Genomic DNA, 18,854 nt, shown 5'->3' on the forward strand with positions numbered 1-18,854 from the left:
TTCTAACCTTTTTCGACAACAATATTCTCAAGAACCAAAATATCCAAAGCTGAAATTCCAAATAGATAGAGTGCTTCTTCGGGAGTTTCAACGATAGGCATCCCTTTTTTATTCAAACTAGTATTGAGCAGCACAGCAATACCGCTTTGTCTTTCAAATTCTTTCAATAACTTAAAAAATCGCGGATTCCATGTTTCTTCAACGGTTTGAACCCGAGCCGATCCGTCACAATGTGTCACATTGATCAATTGGTTAAGATACTCAGGACGCGTTTTATCGACCAATATCATATAAGGGCTGTTTCTTCCGGATTCAAAATAATCTTGTACTTTTTCTTTTAAAACCGCAGGTGCAAATGGACGAAAATCTTCCCTGAATTTAATATCCCGATTGATGTGCAGTTTCATCCCATCGACTGACGGATGAGCCAAAATACTTCTTCTGCCCAATGAACGGGGTCCGAATTCAGCACCCGATTGAAACCACCCCATTGTTTTCCCCTCATGTAATTTTTTGGCACAATAGGACATCAAATCCTCTTCATTTTCAAATTTCTTCTGATTATAAGCTGAATTAACTTCTTTTTTGAGAGCTTCTTCTATTTCTTTTTCGCTATATTGCTTTCCGAAACAGGTACTTCCGTCGTGAAGAACTTTTGGCATATTTAAATACTCCAACCAACCGTAATAAGCACAGCCCAACGCAAGGCCGTTATCACCTGCGGCCGGTTCAAAATAAATAGTTTCTGCTATTTGTGCGTCTTCGAGTTTTGCATTGGCAACTGCATTCAGCGCAACTCCGCCGGTGTAACATAGATTTTTATGCGGAAATTGCTCTAATCTGTTTGTAATGCAAGTAATAACCGCCTTTTCTACCTGTTCCTGCGCCCACTTTGCCACATTGGCGTAATAGGAAAAATGTTCCTTAAAATATTCGTATCCTTTTGAAGGATTTGTAAAATGTTTTTTCCAATCATCTTTTACCAATACACATCCTGATTGAAACTCAAAAGCATCAAAATCAAAATCTTTGGCATTGCCAAAAGGTGCCAAGCCCATCAATTTCCCCACATCATCCATATCCCCAAAGACATAATGGCTTACTGCCGCATAAAATCCGCCTATGGAATGCTGCGTGGTGGGCAACTTCAATCCATTGTCTGAAGTCTGAGACATTGGACTAAAATCTTTGAGTAATGGGCTGAGTTTTTGACCGTCAAAATGATAAAAACTATCTTTCTCACACAACATTTGCATTTCGTTTAAAAAATTAGGATTTATGTACTCTTTCTGTTCAGGATGCATACTCAAAAACTGATCTAATGGACTACCACAACCGTCAATTACCATCACGGCACATTCAGAAAAAGGGGAAGTTCCCACAGCACTATAAGCATGTGCCAAATGGTGCGAAATATTGACAATCTTCGGAAAATCGGTGTTTGCAAAAATTCTTTCCCCCCTAAATTGATTTCGGTCGGGAATATCAAAATTAGCACATTGAACCACCAATGCGACATCACTAAGTGCTATTCCTTCAGCATCCAAACAATATTGAATTGCCAAAGTATCGTTGCCTCCATCGTGCTTTTTTCTGCTGATTCGCTCTTTTTCGATACCTACACAAACACGACCGTTTTTTAATAGTACGGCTGATCCGTTATGCGAAAGTCCTGTTCCTAATACGTAAATGGGTGGGGTCATTAAATAGCGTTATTATCGTTCTTCATACATTTTCAGCAACTGCGTCACGGTATTCCAATTTCGGATGGTGGCTGTAACATTCAGTTTTTTCTCGATATATTTTTGGTCAAATCGTGTTTTTCCAGCTCCTACAGCATATTTAATATAGATTCTGCTTTCGTCAATACTCGCTTCGTCGGGTTTTACCTGACTCATTTTTAAATCATTTATGCTTTCGCTTCGTTGCGGTATAGAGAGAAAAGCGACATATATTTTTTTGATATCCAACTCTTTCTCTTTCAAAAAAGGATTATTCTTGAAACAGCTTTCTAAGTCTGATTTGCCAATGACAACTGTTGGGACTTCGTGACCAAAAACCTTGAAAATTTCCTGTTTGATTTTGAAACCAACCGCAGCGGCATTTTCTTCCTCGGTATCCACAAAAACATTTCCGGATTGAATATAGGTTTGCACATTTTGAAAACCGATGTTCTCCAAAGCTGCTTTCAAGGCATCCATTTTTATCATATTGTGGCCGGAAACGTTGATGCCACGGAGTAATGCTAAATGAGTTGTCATTTTTTATAAAATTTTGTTTTGCTAAAGTAAAGGGAATTAAGGGAATTTCCTATAGCAATATCCATTTCCAAATTTCCCAACAAAAAACTATCTTCGCATTGCAAAAAGAGAAAAGAATATAGAATAAAGAGTCTAGACTTTATAAATCTAAAATCTGCAATCTAAAATAAATAATGTCCAATAATCTCCTAGAAACTCCCATCGAATATCTTAAAGGCGTTGGTCCCACTCGGGGCGCATTGTTACGTAAGGAATTGGGGATTTTTAAATACGGGGATTTAGTCAATTTTTTTCCGAACCGTTATATCGACCGCACTCGTTATTACAAAATCAATGAGTTGCAGAATAATATTGCCGAAGTTCAAATTATCGGCAAAATAATCAATATTAAAACCGTTGAATTTGGTAAAAACCAAAAGCGATTGGTCGCCACATTCGTGGATGATACAGGCCAAATGGAACTCAATTGGTTTCAAGGTCTTAAATGGATCAAAGAGAGTTTAAAACTCAATGAAGTCTGTGTTATTTTTGGAAAATGCTCCCAATACGGCAGTAATTACAGCATGGCGCACCCCGAAATTGAGTTGTTGAAGGAACATGAATCAAGTTTGCGATCAGCGATGCAACCTGTTTACCCTTCGACCGAAACATTGGCAAACCGCGGAATCACAAACCGTGTGGTGAACAAAATGATGCAGCAATTGTTTCTCGAAACACAAGCTTTGTTCAGCGAAACGCTGCCTTCCTATTTAATAAACGAACTCAAGCTGATTCCAAAAAACGCCGCTTTATTCAATATTCATTTTCCCAAGAGTGCCGAAATTTTGGCGAAAGCCCAATTCCGTTTAAAATTCGAAGAATTATTCTTTATTCAGTTGCAACTGATAACTAAGAATTTGATTCGGAAGCACAAAATCAAAGGTTTTCCGTTTACCAAAGTTGGGGAATTTTTTAACGAATTTTATAAAAATCATTTGCCATTTGACTTGACTAATGCCCAAAAAAGAGTAATCAAGGAAATTAGGACAGACATGGGCAGCAATGCCCAAATGAACCGTTTATTGCAAGGTGATGTGGGTTCCGGAAAAACCATTGTGGCTTTTATGAGCATGCTCTTGGCTTTGGATAACGGTTATCAGGCCTGTTTGATGGCTCCCACCGAAATTTTGGCCAATCAGCATTTTATTGGTTTGTCCGAATTGGCAAAATCAATGAATATCAACATAAAAATACTGACGGGTTCTACCAAAATTGCAGCTCGAAGAATCATACACGAAGAACTCGAAAACGGGACTTTGCAAATACTCATTGGCACTCACGCTTTATTGGAAGACAAAGTGGTGTTTCAAAATTTAGGTTTGGCGGTTATTGATGAGCAGCATCGTTTTGGAGTCGAACAGCGATCCAAATTATGGAAGAAATCCACCCCTAACCCCTCCAATGGAGGGGAACCGGTTCCGCCCCATATTTTAGTCATGACGGCTACTCCTATTCCAAGGACTTTGGCGATGAGTTTGTACGGCGACTTGGATATTTCAGTTATTGACGAATTGCCGCCGGGTCGAAAACCCATTCAAACTGTGCACCGTTTTGATTCGAACCGATTGAAAGTTTGGAAATTTATTCGGGACGAAATCGCTTTGGGACGCCAAATCTATATTGTTTACCCACTGATTCAGGAGTCCGAAAAAATGGATTACAAGGATTTAATGGACGGTTATGAGAGTATTTCCCGAGATTTTCCGTTGCCGCAGTATTCGGTTTCGATTCTGCACGGAAAAATGAAACCCGACGAAAAAGATTCGGAGATGAAACGCTTTGCCGAAGGAAAAACCAACATCATGGTTGCCACAACGGTTATCGAAGTGGGCGTTAATGTTCCCAATGCAAGCGTGATGATTATTGAAAGTGCCGAGCGTTTTGGACTGTCACAACTCCACCAATTGCGGGGGCGTGTGGGGCGTGGCGCAGACCAAAGCTATTGCATTTTGATGACTTCCTACAAATTGTCCAGCGATAGCAAGACCCGTATGGAAACAATGGTCAGCACTAATGATGGTTTCGAAATTGCCGAAGTTGACCTGAAACTCCGAGGCCCCGGAGACTTGATGGGAACCCAACAAAGTGGTGTCTTAAACCTTCAAATTGCCGATATTGTAAAAGACAGGGATATTTTGATGTTGGCACGTAACTACGCCATAAAAATCCTCAAAGACGATGCCCCGCTCCAAAAAACGGAAAACGCCATTCTAAAAGCTGTTTTTATAGAATTGACCAAAAAGAAAAACATTTGGAATTATATTAGTTGATTTTTTTTGGAGTTGCTGAGATGCTAAGTTTCTAAGTTGAAAAGTGCCTTTTCATTATGAATACAGATTGCTCTACGAAGTATTATTGTTTGCACTCTCGTTGTCTGCGCTGCGCAAATGTCTCTGACTTTGCGCCCGCTCCTATAAGCCTCAATAATAGTCAAATCAAATTATTTATAAAACTAGTTTGTAATAAAAATTGTATATTGTTTTTTATTTTATTTAAAAATGATATATTAAAGAAGGTTACGTAATTAGAGATCAAACAAAAGCTCATTTTATAACTGCCACCGTTGTAGATTGGATTGATGTTTTTTCAAGAAAAAACTATAGAGATACAGTAATAGAGTGCCTAAATTTCTGTGTACAAAATAAGGGCATGATTGTATATGGCTATGTTATTATGAGTAATCATGTTCACTTAGTAGTACAGTCCAGTGAAGGAAAATTATCGGATTTATTGCGTGATTTTAAAAAATTTACAGCAAATACCATTTTGAGAAAAATTCAAAACGAACCAGAAAGCAGACGCGAATGGATGTTAGAGCGATTTAAACTAGCAACCGAAAGTCATTCTCGAAACAAAAATTATCAATTGTGGCAATATGGCAATCATGCAGAAGAAATTTATACTGCTAAGTTTATGTGGTCAAAATTAGACTATATCCATATGAATCCAGTTCGGGCAGGAATTGTAGAAAGAGCTTCTGATTATATTTATTCGAGTGCTAGTAATTACGTAGATGATAATGGTTTAGTTCAGATAGAAAAAATGGATAATCCAATAGTCGATGTTTTGAAGTCATGGTCATTCACAAAATACAATCAATATTAGCTAGCATAATTGTCAATAGGAATGGGCGCAAAGTCGGAGACATTTGCGCAGCGCTCATAATGGAGTTTTGATTTAAATAGATTTTGAGTGTACACTTTGCGGAGCGGGGTTATAAAACCATGATTTCAAACAATATGCTGCTTAAAAACATATCATTCTGCTTTACGTTTGATATTTCAACAACAGATTATCCGTAAAGATTTGTCATTTCGACCAGCGGGAGAAATCACATAACGTAATCAACTAGTGTGATTCCTCGTTCCTCGGAATGACAAACTCTGAGGATAATAGATTACCGAAAAAAAATCTTTATAACCCTTCGAATACTTATGATTGCAAATCCGATATCAAAATCGGAATGACAAAACGATGGCTTTATATCTTTAACTTAATGACCTTAAAATTAAGGTCTAGTTAAATGTTTCTGCAAGTAGCTACGGCAATATTTAGAAAAAAAACATTTTAAATCTAGTTTCAGTTTTAAACCTTTTTATTATTTCATAATCTTATCCCCTGCCAAATGATTAATTTTGCTAAAAATTAATATTTGTATGTACAAGCGTTAAATAATAATTAACAATTGTACTTTTAATAATTCTAAAACCTAATTTTGTTTAATTCTTATCCAAAAGGATATATTAAACTTCTTTTACTTAAAAAAATGAAAATAAGAAATCTTGTTTATGCCTTATTAGTTATAGGGTTTGGTGGATTTATAGCCTACAGAATTACTTCGAACAGCGCAAAAAATGGTGATAAAAAAGACAAAGACGGGAAAGATAAGCCAACGACCGTAACAGGCGTTTTGGTGCATCCTAAAACTTTCAACAATAATTTGTCGCTTTCTGGGTCTATTGAGGCCAACGAGCAAATTGAAATCCATTCGGAAGTTTCGGGGATTGTCGAGGGGATTTATTTTCAGGAAGGAAGCAATGTTTCAAAAGGACAAATACTTTTCAAAGTCAACGATATTGAATTAAGGGCACAACTAGCCCAAGCAGCAACCAAAGAAAGTTTGGCCGCCGAAAATGAAAGAAGGGCAAAATTGTTGTTGCAAAAAGAAGCCATCAGTCAAGAGGAATATGATATTGCCAGAACCGATTACAAATCTGCTCAGGCGCAAACGCAATTAATCAAAGCTCAAATTTCTAAAACATCGGTTCGTGCCCCTTTTTCGGGAAAAATTGGTTTGCGGGCCATTTCGCCAGGTACCTATATCACACCAAGTGTTTTGGTTGCGAAATTGGTCAACATCAGTAAACTGAAAATCACTTTTTCGATTCCGGAGAAATACGCATCACAAGTAAAAACAAATACTAACTTGACTTTTACAGTTGAAGGTTCTACAGAACAATTTACCGCCAAAGTGTATGCCATTGAACCTGAAGTTGCAGTGGCCACCCGTACATTACAAGTAAGAGCAATAACCGAAAACAGTCAGGGAAAATTATTACCGGGGACTTTTGCGAATGTCGCTTTGCCTTTGAGCATTATAAAAGACGCTATAGTTGTGCCTACAGAAGCGATTATTCCGATTCAGGATGGTAAAAAGGTTTTTATTGCTAAAAACGGAATGGCCAAGGAAGTTAAGGTTGAAACCGCTACGCGAACAGACGCATCTGTATTAGTTCTTTCAGGCTTAAAAGCAGGTGATACTTTGTTGACCAGCGGTGTGATGGCCTTGAAAGATTCTACTAAGGTTAAGGTGATTTTAAATATGAAAAAATAGATTTTTGATTGTTGATTAACGATTTTTGACTTCAGATTTTGGCAACAATTTATAATAAGATGAAGTTTTAAATCAAAAGTCTTTATTCAAAAGTCATAATCTACAATATTGTAAATCCTTAAAGTGACAAAAAAGTTTAACATGTTTGTTTTTTAATGTTTTCAATAAGAATTAATTATCATTTGGCGAGCCATCAGAAATCAAAAATCAACACTCAAAAATCAAAAATAATTTAAATGAGTTTATCCACATTAAGCATAAAAAGACCTGTAATGACGATCGTTATGAACTTAGCGATTATATTATTTGGTGTTATTGGTTATACCTATTTGGGAGTTCGTGAGTTCCCCTCGATCGACCCAGCCCAGGTTTCGATTAAAACAAGTTATACGGGAGCGAATTCGGATATTATTGAGTCACAAATCACGGAACCCCTAGAAAAAGCAATCAACTCAATAGACGGGGTACGAAATGTAACATCATCAAGTTCACAAGGTAGCAGCAGTATTACTGTTGAATTTAATTTGGACAAAAACCTTGAAGAAGCTGCAAATGATGTTCGTGACAAAGTATCTCAGGCCATTCGTAGTTTACCACAGGACATTGATGCGCCACCTGTAGTTTCAAAGGCTGATGCCAATAGTGATGCCATTATTTCGATGACAGTTCAAAGTGATACCCGAAGTGCATTGGAATTGAGTGATTATGCCGAAAATGTGATTGGCCAACGACTAGAAACCATTCCGGGTGTAAGTGGAGTCCAAATTTGGGGGCAAAAACGATACGCCATGCGACTTTGGATTAATCCTGAAAAATTAGCCGCTTACGGTTGTACAGTTGCCGAAGTTCGAGATGCACTAAACAGCCAAAATGTGGAATTGCCTTCAGGAAAAATTACGGGTAATAATACGGAATTGACCGTAAAAACCGTTGGTAATCTTTCAAAACCTGAAGAATTTAATAATATCATCATTCGCTCCGAAGGAGAAAAAATAGTTCGTTTCAGTGATATCGGAACCGCTGAATTGGGACCAGAAAATATTGAGACAAAAATGACGCAATCCGGTACTCACCTTGTTGGTTGTGCTATTGTACCGCTTCCCGGAGCTAATTATTTGGATATTGCAAAAGAATTTTACAAACAATACGAGCGTTTAAAAAAGGATTTGCCAAGTGATATTAAATTAAACATTGCCATTGATAATACCGTTTTTGTAAAAAAATCAGTTATTGAAGTGGCAGAAACACTTGGGATTTCAATTATATTGGTAATCCTTATTATCTTTTTGTTTTTCAGGGATTGGGCAATTGCGTTCAGACCCTTAATCGATATTCCGGTTTCGTTAATTGCAACATTCTTTATCATGTGGCTTTTTGGGTTTTCGATAAATGTACTTACGTTGTTGGCGATTGTGCTTGCAACAGGTTTAGTTGTGGATGACGGAATTGTGGTTACCGAGAATATTTTCAAGAAGGTTGAAGAAGGGATGTCGCCTATTGAAGCGGCAATAAAAGGGTCGAATGAGATTTTCTTCGCAGTTATTTCGATTTCCATCACCTTGGCGGCGGTATTTTTACCGGTTATTTTCCTTGAAGGTTTTGTTGGACGACTGTTCCGTGAATTTGGTGTCGTCATTGGTGCCGCGGTATTGATTTCGGCTTTTGTGTCTTTGACTTTGACACCAATGTTGAATGCGTATTTGATGAAAGGAGGCGAGCAAAAGAAAACGAAATTTTACCATCTTACCGAACCATATTTTGTGAAATTGAATGAAGGATATGCAAATGCACTTGGCCGTTTTATGAAAAAGAAGTGGTTGAGTTTTCCTATTCTTATAGTTTGTTTCGGTTTGATTTATTTGTTTTTCAATATTTTGAAAAAAGAAACGGCTCCCTATGATGATCGTAGTGCTATAAGAATGTCTATCAATACACCTGAAGGTGCTTCCTATGAATACACAGACCGTTTCATGCAGGAAATTTCAAGATTGATCGATGATTCCATTCCAGAGAAAAAAGTAGCATTGGTAATTACTGCGCCAGGTTTTGCGACATCGGCTGTAAATAGTGGAAGGGTTTTGATAAATTTGGTTGAACCAGATCAAAGAAAACTAAAACAAAAAGACATAGCCGATAAGTTAACCAAATGGACTAATAATTATTCGGAGGCAAAAACTTCGGTGACTGAACAACCGACGATTGCTGTAAACAGACGAGGTGGTCTGCCGGTTCAATATATTATTCAGGCTCCAAATTTTGAAAAATTAAGAGAAAAGATTCCATTGTTTATGGATGAAGCTGCAAAAAGCGATGTTTTCTCTAATACGGATGTGAATTTAAAATTCAATAAACCTGAAATCAACGTTTCGATTGACAGGGAAAAAGCAGAAAGTTTAGGGATTTCGGTAAAAGATGTTGCGCAAACTTTGCAACTTTCTTTGAGCGGTCAGCGTTTTGGTTATTTTATAAGAAACGGAAAACAATATCAGGTTATTGGTCAGTTTGAGAAAGAGGATCGCGCCAAACCTTTGGATTTAACGTCGATGTATGTTAAAAACAACAAAGGGGAACTGATCCAAATGGACAATGTGGTTAAAATTGATGAGCAAAGTAATCCGCCTCAGTTGTATCATAATAATCGATACATGTCGGCTACTGTTTCGGCAGGTCTCGCTCCGGGCAAAAGTCTTAGCGATGGAATAGATGAGATGAATAAGATTAAAGCCAAAGTTCTTGATGATTCATTTACAACCGATTTGAGTGGAGAATCAAGGGATTTTGTTGAAAGTAGTTCGAATACTTCTTTTGCCTTTGGATTGGCTTTATTATTGATTTTTCTAATATTGGCGGCACAGTTTGAGAGTTTCGTCGATCCGTTTATCATTATTTTGACAGTGCCAATGGCGGTTGCGGGAGCTTTATTCTCGCTTTGGTTGTTCAATCAAACGTGGAATATTTTCAGTCAGATTGGAACGATTATGTTGATTGGATTGGTGACGAAGAACGGAATCCTGATTGTCGAATTTGCGAATCAGCTGAGGGAGCAAGGAAAACCAAAATTAGAAGCCATTATGGAAGCTTCGGAAGCAAGGTTACGCCCTATTTTGATGACTAGTTTAGCCATTTCGTTAGGAGCTTTGCCTATTGCTTTGTCCCTAGGAGCGGCCGCAACGAGTAGAATAGGTATGGGAGTTGTTATCGTAGGAGGGACAATTTTCTCTTTGGTGCTGACTTTATTTGTAATTCCTGCGTTGTATTCAATGTGGTCCAAAGCCCGTAAACATTATCCGGAATTTGACCATATTGATGAATATGAAAATGAGGTGAAAAAATAATCCTCTCCCCCGGCCCCTCTCCGAAGGAAAGGGGAGCGAGACGAATAAACAAAGCGGTTCTTAATACAATTTGAAAAGCTTTCGCATTTCAAATTTACTTGAACTGACGTTAAAAAATGATTGTAAAAAGCGCAAATGTTTCCTTTTAGCCCCGATAGCAGTGGAAATCCTTGTTTGGCCGTCTCGTCCCAAAAGACGAGAGGCAAACAAGATTGAAACGGATAGCGGGATCAATGCCGATAAAAAAGCCAAATGTTTGTGCTCCTAAAAAAAGAAAATAATGATGAATACCAAACTGTTTCTTAAAAGTTTCCTGCTGTTTTTCCTTTGCTTTGCAACAGGGAACGCACAAGAACTGCTTACCCTTGAAAATGCCGTGAAAATTGCATTGGAAAACAATTATGAAATAAAAATTGCCGATAATAATTTAAAGATTGAAACGGCTAATGTTGCAATTGGGAATGCCGGTATGTTGCCTTCTGTCAGTGCGGTCGCTACGGATAATAATAGCATTTTGAATACCTCTCAAACCCGATCGGATGGGAATACCGTAAAATTGCAAAATGCTAAAAACAGCAATTTGAATTACGGTGTTGCTTTGGATTGGACGATTTTTGACGGAATGAAAATGTTTGCCAAATATGATCAATTGAAGGAATTGCAAAATATGAGTGACGCCCAATTGAAAATGACCATAATTAATAAAGTGAGCAGTGTCAATTCGGTTTATTTTAATTTGATTCAGGAACAACAGAAATTATCCGATTTGGATTCCACAATAGTTATTTCCAAAAAAAGATTGGAATTCACCAAAAACAGATACACCATCGGAAAGGGTTCTAAACTAGATGTGTTGAACGCTCAAGTGGATTTGAACACTGATCTTGGAAATTTGTTGAAAGAAAAACAGGCTTATGCCAATGCCAAAACGCTTTTGAATCAAATATTGGCAAGAGATTTAAAAACTGATTTTAAAGTTTCTGAAGGAATTAGTGTTGACAGAAAATTAAAATTGGTTGATTTAATTGCTTTAGGCGAAAACCAAAACCCGGAATTGATGATGCAAATGATTAATAAAAAAGTGTCAGAATTGGATTTGAAACAAATAAAAGGAGAACGCTATCCAACTATTAAATTGAATTCCGGATATAATTTCACGGATGCAACATCAAGCCTTGGTTTTACAACAGCATCATCAACACATGGTTTAAATTATGGTTTTACAGCTTCTTTGAACTTGTTTGACGGAAACGCCCAAAACCGAAATGAGAAAATTGCCAAAATGCAGGTTGATAATTCCAAACTATTGATTGATCAGAAATTGATTCAGTTGAGAAGTGATTTGACTATTGCATTTCAGTTGTATTTGACCAACTTGGATTTGATTGATTTGGAAGAAAATAATACTGCTATTTCAAAACAAAACCTTGAAATTACGGCTGAGAAATTTAAAATCGGAACCATTACTTCTGTTGAGTTCAGGGCTGCACAGTTGAATTATATCAATTCGAGGATTCGTTTGAGTGATGCTGAATTTCAGGCAAAATTATCTGAAATTACTTTAAGAGAATTAGCCGGTAATCTTAATTTTTAATTATTTTTGAAATCAAAAACACAGAATGATTTCATATAATCCAAAGGTTTGGTTAGTTTACATTTTTCGTTTTCACAGATCGGACTCCTTTAGAAATTTACTACCGGGATTAGTTTTTTTCTCAATATATACGGCTATAATTGCCTATTTAGAAATTGATTACTTCAAATTGGAGGATACTAGCCACGTCAAGAACCTTTATGTGATTCATGGTACTTTGGGGTTTGTAATCTCGTTATTATTGGCCTACAGAATCAATTCGGCTTATGATCGTTGGTGGGAAGGAAGAAAATTATGGGGTGCTTTGATGAACAGCAGCCGAAATTTTGCCATAAAACTTTCTGTTATGTTGAAGGACGAAAAGGATTTGGCTTATTTCAGGAAAATGATTCCAAGTTATGCTTCGATTTTGAACAAACATTTGAAAGATGAGGAAATCAGTATGATGCTCTTTGATAATGTGGATTTAATGATAGATCATCATAAACATAGACCAAATCAGGTTGCTAAAATGATGTTTCAAAAAATAAACGATTTGTATGTTTCCCATAAAATTACAGGTGAGCAATTAATTATTTTAAATAATGAATTTCAATCTTTCACTGATATATGTGGCGCTTGTGAGCGAATAAAAAACACTCCTATCCCCTATTCCTACAGTACTTTTATCAAAAAATTCATATTCGTTTTTGTTTTTACATTGCCCTATGCTTATAGTTTGACATTGGGATATTATGTAATTCCGGTGGTTTCTTTGATTTTTTACGTGTTGGTAAGTATCGAATTAATTTCCGAAGAAATTGAAGAGCCTTTTGGTTATGATGATAACGATTTGCCTATCAGAAAAATAGCTGAAAATATTAAAAAATATGTTGAAGAATTGATTTGATTTTTGAAAATCTATCACAATATTATGGCAAACCTAAACTCGTTTCATAACGATTTGAAAATAGCTAAGGAGCTTGTTTATGATGTATGCAATTTTACATTGAGCAATCCTAAATTAAATTCTGAAAGCGAAGATTATGCAGCGTGCTCATTTGAACTCAATAATAAAATTGTTCAATACCGTGCTTCCAAAATTACACCAACCAAAACAGGTCAATTTGTAACTATTTGGAAAAGAAGCAAGAATGGGATAACAGAACCATTTGATGTGTCTGATGAAATTGATTTTTTTATTATTTCGTCAAGAAGTGGTGAAAATTTTGGGCAATTTATTTTCCCAAAAAATGTGTTGGCCGATAAAGGAATTCTAACACAAAACGGCGTCTCAGGGAAAAGAGGTATTCGAGTTTATCCGCCCTGGGATATTCCAAAAAGCAAACAAGCCGAAAAAACACAAAATTGGCAAATCAACTATTTCGTGACAATTAAAACAAATGCGATTGACAATCTTGATTTAGCTAAGAAATTATTGAATCAAAGTCATTGAAAAACAATTTTGGATACTAATTTAATCCACAAATTCTATTCAAAAACCAAATAAATTGTTTCTTACTCCAAATAGCAATTCTTATATTTGCATTCTTATTAAAATTCTCAAATGAAAATATCTTACAACTGGTTAAAACAATTCATAAAAATAGACTGGAAATCAGAAGAAACGGCTGCATTATTGACTGATTTAGGTCTTGAAGTAGAAGTAGTAGAAAAATACCAATCGGTAAAAGGCGGATTAGAAGGTATTGTCGTAGGACACGTTCTTACCTGTGTGCCTCATCCCGATGCCGATAGATTGAAAGTTACAACTGTTGATTTAGGAGACGGTGTGCCTATTCAAATCGTTTGTGGTGCTAGTAATGTTGATGCTGGGCAAAAAGTACCCGTAGCAACGATTGGAACTGTTTTATATGATAAAGAAGGAAATTCTTTTACTATTAAAAAAGGAAAAATCAGAGGTCAGGAAAGTCATGGGATGATTTGTGCCGAAGATGAATTAGGTCTAGGCGAAAGTCATGAAGGAATAATGGTACTTGATGATTCAATTCCTGCAGGAACATTGGCTTCGACAGTTTTTAAAATAGAAAATGACGAAGTTTTTGAGATTGGTTTAACGCCAAACCGTGCCGATGCAATGAGTCATTTTGGAACCGCACGTGATTTAAGAGCAGGGCTTATTCAAAGAGGAACAAATATCGAATTAATTACTCCTTCGGTAAGTAATTTTAGAGTAGATAAAAAAATCTTGAAAATTGATGTTGATGTAAAAGATGCTCATCTTGCACCAAGATATTGTGGAGTAACTATTTCCGGACTTACTGTGAAAGAATCTCCGGAATGGTTGAAAAACAGATTGAAAGCCATCGGAATCAATCCAAAGAATAATATTGTAGATGTAACTAATTATGTATTACATGATTTAGGTCAGCCACTACACGCTTTTGACGCTTCAAAAATAAACGGAAAAGTTATTGTAAAAACACTTCCTGCAGGAACCAAGTTCACAACTTTGGACGAAGTGGAAAGAACGTTGCATGAAGAAGATTTGATGATTTGCGATGAAAAAGGCCCGATGTGTATTGCAGGTGTTTTTGGAGGAGTAAAATCTGGAGTGACAGATACAACGACTTCTATTTTCCTTGAAAGCGCTTATTTTAATCCGGTTAGTATTCGTAAATCGGCCAAAAGACATCAATTGAATACAGATGCTTCTTTTAGATTTGAAAGAGGAATCGATCCAAGTATTACTGAATATGCTTTGAAAAGAGCAGCTTTGTTGATTAAAGAAGTAGGTGGTGGAGAAATTACATCTGACATTATTGATATTTACCCAAAGAAAATTGAAGGCTTTAGTGTATTCTTGAATTTCAAAAATGTAGCCAGAATCATAGGCCAGGAATTGCCAAAAGATACTATTAAGCAAATTTTGGCTTCTTTGGAGATTAAAGTTAATAGTGTTTCTGAAGTTGGTTTAGGATTAACAATTCCTGCTTACCGCGTTGATGTACAAAGAGAAATTGATGTTATCGAAGAAATTTTAAGAGTATATGGATATAACAATATTGTATTCTCTAAAAAATTAAACGCTACAGTTTCCAATTCTCCAAGAAACGAAGATTATAAGGTACAAAATATTGTTGCTTCCCAATTGAATTCCCAAGGATTTCATGAAATGATGGCTAATTCATTGACTACCGCTTCTTATGTACAACTTTCAGAAATGTTGAAAGAGGAATACAACGTAACAATGTTAAACCCGTTAAGCAGTGATTTGGCCACAATGCGTCAGTCGTTGTTGTTTTCAGGTTTGGAAGCGATATCCTATAATATCAACCGTAAAAATTCGGATTTAAAATTATTTGAATTTGGAAAATCATACCATAAATTCCTTTCGGGTTACGAGGAAATCAAGCATTTAACTTTGTTCCAAACAGGAAACAGAAACCAAGAAACTTGGACCAATGCTCAAAAGCCTTCAGATTTCTTTTTATTCAAGGGATATGTAGAAGCTATTTTGTCAAGATTAGGAATTTCGAATTCAAAAAGTGTTCCTGTAAAATCGGATGTGTTTTCAGAAGGAATTGCTTTTGGATTAGGAAATGATACATTAGTTGAATTTGGTGTTGTAAAAAAATCAGTTTTAAAGCATTTTGGAATTAAACAAGAAGTTTTATATGCCGATTTTAATTGGGCAAATGTTTTGAAAGTGATGTCGGCTAAAATTAAATTCACAGAAATTCCAAAATATCCGGAAGTTCGTAGAGATTTAGCTTTGATGGTGGATCAAAATGTCACTTATGATTCCATTTATTCTATCGCCAGACAAACTGAAAAATCGTTGTTGAAAAACATTAATCTGTTTGATGTATATGAAGGACAAAATTTACCGGAGGGTAAAAAATCCTATGCTTTGAGTTTTACGATTCAGGATACCAATAAAACTCTTGAAGATGCTCAAATAGATAAAATTATGAGTAAACTAATTAAGAATTTTGAAACGGAGCTTGGAGCTAGTTTGAGATAATTTTAAGCTAAAATAATAGTTACTCCCAATCTTTATTAAGGATTGGGAGTTTTTTTATCTTCTTAATTTTATTTTGCAAGACTTTATAGCATTAGCAAAATTCATACTAGTAAAAGAAAGCGGGCAGGAACTCAAGGTATTAAAGAGAAAATAGCCTGTCTATTTAAAGAACCGAATACAAATGTTACTGGTTTTAAAAAGAGTGAGGTATTGTTAAGTAAAGAGGTTTTTTTAAATCCTGATAATCAATTAAAATACTACTCAAAAATGGAGATCTTCCTATTCTACAAACGGGATTGATGACTTATTGCATGATGGTAGGATTGGCTTTAACCCCTCAATAATCAGTGCTGATTTGCATTAGACAATAGAAAAAAGAATGCATTCGCCTAAAGAAGCTTTACTTTCTATACTGATTTAGTTCAATGGATAACTGGTGATTATATCTCGGAAGGCATTAATTATAAGACGATAAATAGCTATGTAAAAAGACATTTTGGAGCGAAAATTAAAGTTGCTCGTAAAAATCATGTCAATAAAAATGAACTAGCTGTAGATAATTTAAAAAAAATCCCTTTAATCTATGAAGTAATATTGTTAATCTACTTGATTAATAATGAATTATATTTGAATAAATAAGAGACAAATCAAAACATTTTTGATTTGTCTCTTATGGTGACCTTACGAACCATTTTTTACAGGATTTAAAGAAATTTGGAGTTGAATTATTCCTGCCGTTTTTCACCACCAGCAAAGAAGGAGCTGGAATTGGTTTGACTTTGTGCAAAAGTATTGGCGAAGCATATGGAGGTTACTCGCCTATAGAAAAAATGACGATGGTAAAACTACTTTCGTAATTTGTTTGGGGATTAACAACACAGGTATTTAAATAAATTCTTAAGCAGTTTTTATACTGGCAATCTTTTGTTTTAAATTTGCGAGCTGCAACAAGTGGGAACACTAAGTATAAACTTCTCACGTTTGGTCAAAATTAAATTGAATAAAGAGAAAGTGAAAAAAGTGGAAAATGCCAAAGGAAACTGGACTATTTGTAAGGAATGTCAGGGACGTGGTAAAAAAAGTCGGGGGCTGAGCGATAAAGCACGACGCAACTATCAAATCGCACTCGACGAATTTAAAAAGACGAAAGGCGAAGGAATAGCTCCAATTCAACCGAAAGGTCACTTGTACACCTGTTTAAATTGTAACGGTTCGGGGTTGCTCCGTTCTGCTAATGCTCCTATGGCGGATAAAGAAAACTACCCGCACCTTGCCATTATTGGTGGAGGTATTGGAGGTGTAGCTCTGGCTGTGGCTTGTTTGCACCGCGGAATTCCTTTTACACTATATGAACGCGATAGCAACTTTGATGCTCGATCTCAGGGTTACGGACTCACTTTGCAACAAGCTAGTAAAGCGATTGAGGGATTGGGTATTTTCTCGTTAGATGAAGGGATAATTTCAACAAGACATATAGTTCATACTACAGAAGGAAAAGTGATTGGTGAATGGGGAATCAGAAAATGGGTTCAGTCAGACACTAAAACTTTTCAGAAACGAACAAATGTGCATATCGCGCGGCAATCTTTGCGTCGTGCACTATTGGAACAACTCGGCGGAAATGATAGAATACAATGGGGGCACCAGTTACTAGATTTTAAGGAATGTGATGGTAAAGGTGTTGAGTTAAGTTTTCAAGTGGAAGGAAAGAAAAAGAGTTGCAAGGCAGATCTTGTGGTTGGAGCCGATGGTATTCGTAGTTCGGTGCGCAGGTTGTTGATTGGTGAGAATAGTACCCCTTTACGTTATCTGGATTGTATTGTGATATTGGGTATTTGTCCTTTGAGTGCCCTCGAAGGTCATACAAATTCTTTACTTGACTCTGCCACAGTATTTCAAACCGCCAATGGCAATGAGCGAATCTACGTGATGCCCTATACGGCAGACTCGGTGATGTGGCAACTTAGTTTTCCAATGCAAGAGAAGGAAGCAAAAGCTTTAAGTGCTCAAGGACCTCGGGCACTCAAAGAGGAGGCCTGTCGCAGAACGCAATGGCACGATCCTATTCCGCAGATTTTAGCAGCGACCCAGGAAGCTCAGATTTCGGGTTATCCCGTCTATGACAGAGAATTACTCAAGCCAGAAATGTTGGAGAAAGGAAGGCAAGTGACTCTGATTGGAGATGCGGCGCACCCCATGAGTCCATTCAAAGGACAGGGAGCAAATCAAGCGCTGCTGGATGCACTCATGCTGGCCCGGGGGATTGCAAAAGGATGTAGGCCTTTATCGCAATGGAGAAAAGCTGGAGTGAGGGAAAGCGTATTAGCTGGGTTTGAAGCAGAAATGTTAGAACGTAGTGCTACAAAAGTCAAAGATTCAGCAGAGGCTGCGCAATTTCTGCATTCCGAAATCGTGCTTCATGAGGGTGATGAGCCCAGAGGACGGTGTTTAAAGAAAAAATGTACTTGATTAACAAGTAATTAGATTCAAATAAAAAAGGGACAAATCAAAATATTTTTGATTTGTCCCTTATGGTGGTCCTTACGAACCTGTTTTCGAACCATTTTATGCAAGATTTGAAGAAATTATGTAAATTATAAATTTGATAAAACTCAAATTAATCTGGTTCAAATCCTACCAAGGTCACTATTTTTATAAATAATTAAAGTGAACGTAATTGGACAAAATTCGAACCTTTTGTTAGAAGATTTGAAACTATTAGCTGGCTGTTTTGAGGATGTTTTGTAAAACAAACTTAATTAAATAAGACGGCTTTAATATAAACTATTGTTGGTGCTAATAAAAAAGAAAATTTAATCATGAA

11 protein-coding genes are annotated in these 18,854 nt (G+C 36.4%); 9 read left to right on the forward strand and 2 right to left on the reverse strand.

Annotation, left to right across the window (positions count from 1 at the left end; all coding sequences use genetic code 11):
* Positions 1 to 2: 2 nt before the first annotated feature.
* Both OZP12_RS11595 and OZP12_RS11600 read right to left on the reverse strand, forming a co-directional pair.
* Positions 3 to 1,703, reverse strand: a complete 1,701-nt coding sequence (locus tag OZP12_RS11595; RefSeq protein ID WP_281225154.1) for a carbamoyltransferase family protein — start codon at positions 1,701 to 1,703, stop codon at positions 3 to 5.
* A 12-nt stretch (positions 1,704 to 1,715) separates the two neighbouring features.
* Complete coding sequence (locus OZP12_RS11600; protein ID WP_281225155.1) at positions 1,716 to 2,261, reverse strand: DUF1697 domain-containing protein; 546 nt, start codon at positions 2,259 to 2,261, stop codon at positions 1,716 to 1,718.
* Between the two features lie 173 nt (positions 2,262 to 2,434).
* Here OZP12_RS11600 and recG point away from each other — a divergent pair, with 173 nt between their 5' ends.
* From recG to OZP12_RS11645, 9 genes are all read left to right on the forward strand, one after another.
* Positions 2,435 to 4,570, forward strand: a complete 2,136-nt coding sequence (recG, locus tag OZP12_RS11605) for an ATP-dependent DNA helicase RecG (RefSeq protein WP_281225156.1) — start codon at positions 2,435 to 2,437, stop codon at positions 4,568 to 4,570.
* Positions 4,571 to 4,805: 235 nt separating this feature from the next.
* On the forward strand, positions 4,806 to 5,405 hold the full coding sequence (locus OZP12_RS11610) for an REP-associated tyrosine transposase (protein WP_281229059.1): 600 nt from the start codon (positions 4,806 to 4,808) through the stop codon (positions 5,403 to 5,405).
* Positions 5,406 to 6,066: 661 nt separating this feature from the next.
* The gene (locus OZP12_RS11615; RefSeq protein WP_281225157.1) at positions 6,067 to 7,134 is read left to right on the forward strand and encodes an efflux RND transporter periplasmic adaptor subunit; all 1,068 of its coding nucleotides are present in this window, start codon (positions 6,067 to 6,069) and stop codon (positions 7,132 to 7,134) included.
* Between the two features lie 236 nt (positions 7,135 to 7,370).
* Positions 7,371 to 10,469, forward strand: coding sequence for an efflux RND transporter permease subunit (locus tag OZP12_RS11620; RefSeq protein WP_281225158.1), 3,099 nt, complete (start codon positions 7,371 to 7,373; stop codon positions 10,467 to 10,469).
* Between the two features lie 283 nt (positions 10,470 to 10,752).
* The gene (locus OZP12_RS11625) at positions 10,753 to 12,063 is read left to right on the forward strand and encodes a TolC family protein (RefSeq protein WP_281229060.1); all 1,311 of its coding nucleotides are present in this window, start codon (positions 10,753 to 10,755) and stop codon (positions 12,061 to 12,063) included.
* A 25-nt stretch (positions 12,064 to 12,088) separates the two neighbouring features.
* Positions 12,089 to 12,952, forward strand: coding sequence for a bestrophin family protein (locus OZP12_RS11630; RefSeq protein ID WP_281225159.1), 864 nt, complete (start codon positions 12,089 to 12,091; stop codon positions 12,950 to 12,952).
* A 24-nt stretch (positions 12,953 to 12,976) separates the two neighbouring features.
* Positions 12,977 to 13,498, forward strand: a complete 522-nt coding sequence (locus OZP12_RS11635; protein WP_281225161.1) for a MepB family protein — start codon at positions 12,977 to 12,979, stop codon at positions 13,496 to 13,498.
* Between the two features lie 111 nt (positions 13,499 to 13,609).
* Positions 13,610 to 16,030, forward strand: a complete 2,421-nt coding sequence (gene pheT, locus OZP12_RS11640; RefSeq protein WP_281225162.1) for a phenylalanine--tRNA ligase subunit beta — start codon at positions 13,610 to 13,612, stop codon at positions 16,028 to 16,030.
* 996 nt (positions 16,031 to 17,026) lie between these two features.
* Positions 17,027 to 18,499, forward strand: a complete 1,473-nt coding sequence (locus tag OZP12_RS11645; protein WP_432419508.1) for an FAD-dependent oxidoreductase — start codon at positions 17,027 to 17,029, stop codon at positions 18,497 to 18,499.
* Positions 18,500 to 18,854: the final 355 nt, after the last annotated feature.

The sequence above is a fragment of the Flavobacterium aquiphilum genome (assembly GCF_027111335.1).
GTDB lineage: Bacteria > Bacteroidota > Bacteroidia > Flavobacteriales > Flavobacteriaceae > Flavobacterium > Flavobacterium aquiphilum.